The organism is Gilliamella sp. Fer4-1 (assembly GCF_001690515.1).
GTDB classification, from domain to species: Bacteria; Pseudomonadota; Gammaproteobacteria; order Enterobacterales; family Orbaceae; genus Gilliamella; species Gilliamella apicola_C.
On the sequence record NZ_LZGZ01000130.1, the window covers coordinates 1 to 1,049 of the forward strand.

At 31.1% G+C, this 1,049-nt stretch carries 1 protein-coding gene; it reads left to right on the forward strand.

The genetic code is table 11. The annotated features are described in order from the left end of the window. Positions 1–1,049: calcium-binding protein (locus tag A9G30_RS04565; RefSeq protein WP_218057721.1), on the forward strand; the 1,049-nt coding region annotated here is incomplete at both ends.

The window sequence follows — 1,049 nt, forward strand, 5'->3', positions numbered from 1 at the left end:
CGTTTGGTTTGAAACAAATCAAGCAAACACGATTTATGCTGGCAAAGAACACTATATTAATGAGGTTGGAAAGTATCCTGCTATTCGAGGATTTGGCAATCTTGTTAACTTATCTCTTGCATTAAGCCAAAATGTACAATTAAGAAATTTACTCGATAAATTTATTGCTAATCCTATAACAACTGACATTCTACAGATTATTGACGATATTATTTTTACTTGGGCTAATGTAACTCAGGTTGACCCGAATAGTCGAGGTAATATAGATGCTAGAAAGTTAACCGTATTGGAAATCATTACGGGGGAAAAATATACTAATGTTTATTATGGAGATAATGCTCCTCCAGCAGGTACAATTGCTGCTAATTTATTAATGGGAGAATATAATAAATTCAAACATTATGTTACAGCTAACCTTTTAGCACAAACAGAATTTAAAGATGCATTTAAATTATTAAAAATAGATATTAATAATGGAAATGTTGTGATTGATTTTTCAGGGTTAGAGCATCATCTTAATCAGATAACTGATCCGACAAAAAAACTTTTACTGAAAGAAATTATTGATGGTTATTTGACATACAGTAGTTCTAATGAATATTATCAGTCGATTAAAAATAGTTTGGGTGAAAATACATTAACGGGTAATAACTTTTATGTATTTGGTCGATCTGGTCATGAATTAATTAGCGACTCATCAGGGATTGATAAGCTATTATTTATGAATAATATTAGTGCTGAAGATATTATTTTTTCACGTCAAGGTACTGATATAATTGCAACATTAATTGGAGGCAACAGTAGTATAACCTTTAAGAATATCTTTTCTGATGCAACGTCAGCAAGAGCAAGCATTAATACAAATAATGTTATTGAAGAGTTCATTTTTGCGGATGGTACAAAATTAACGTGGGATGAAGTATTAAATAACCATCTATATATGATTGGCACAGATAAAGATGATATCATTTTAGGAAGTAAAGGTAATGATATCTTATCGGGTGGTAAAGGGAATGACCTTTTATCAGGCGGAGCAGGAAACGATACTT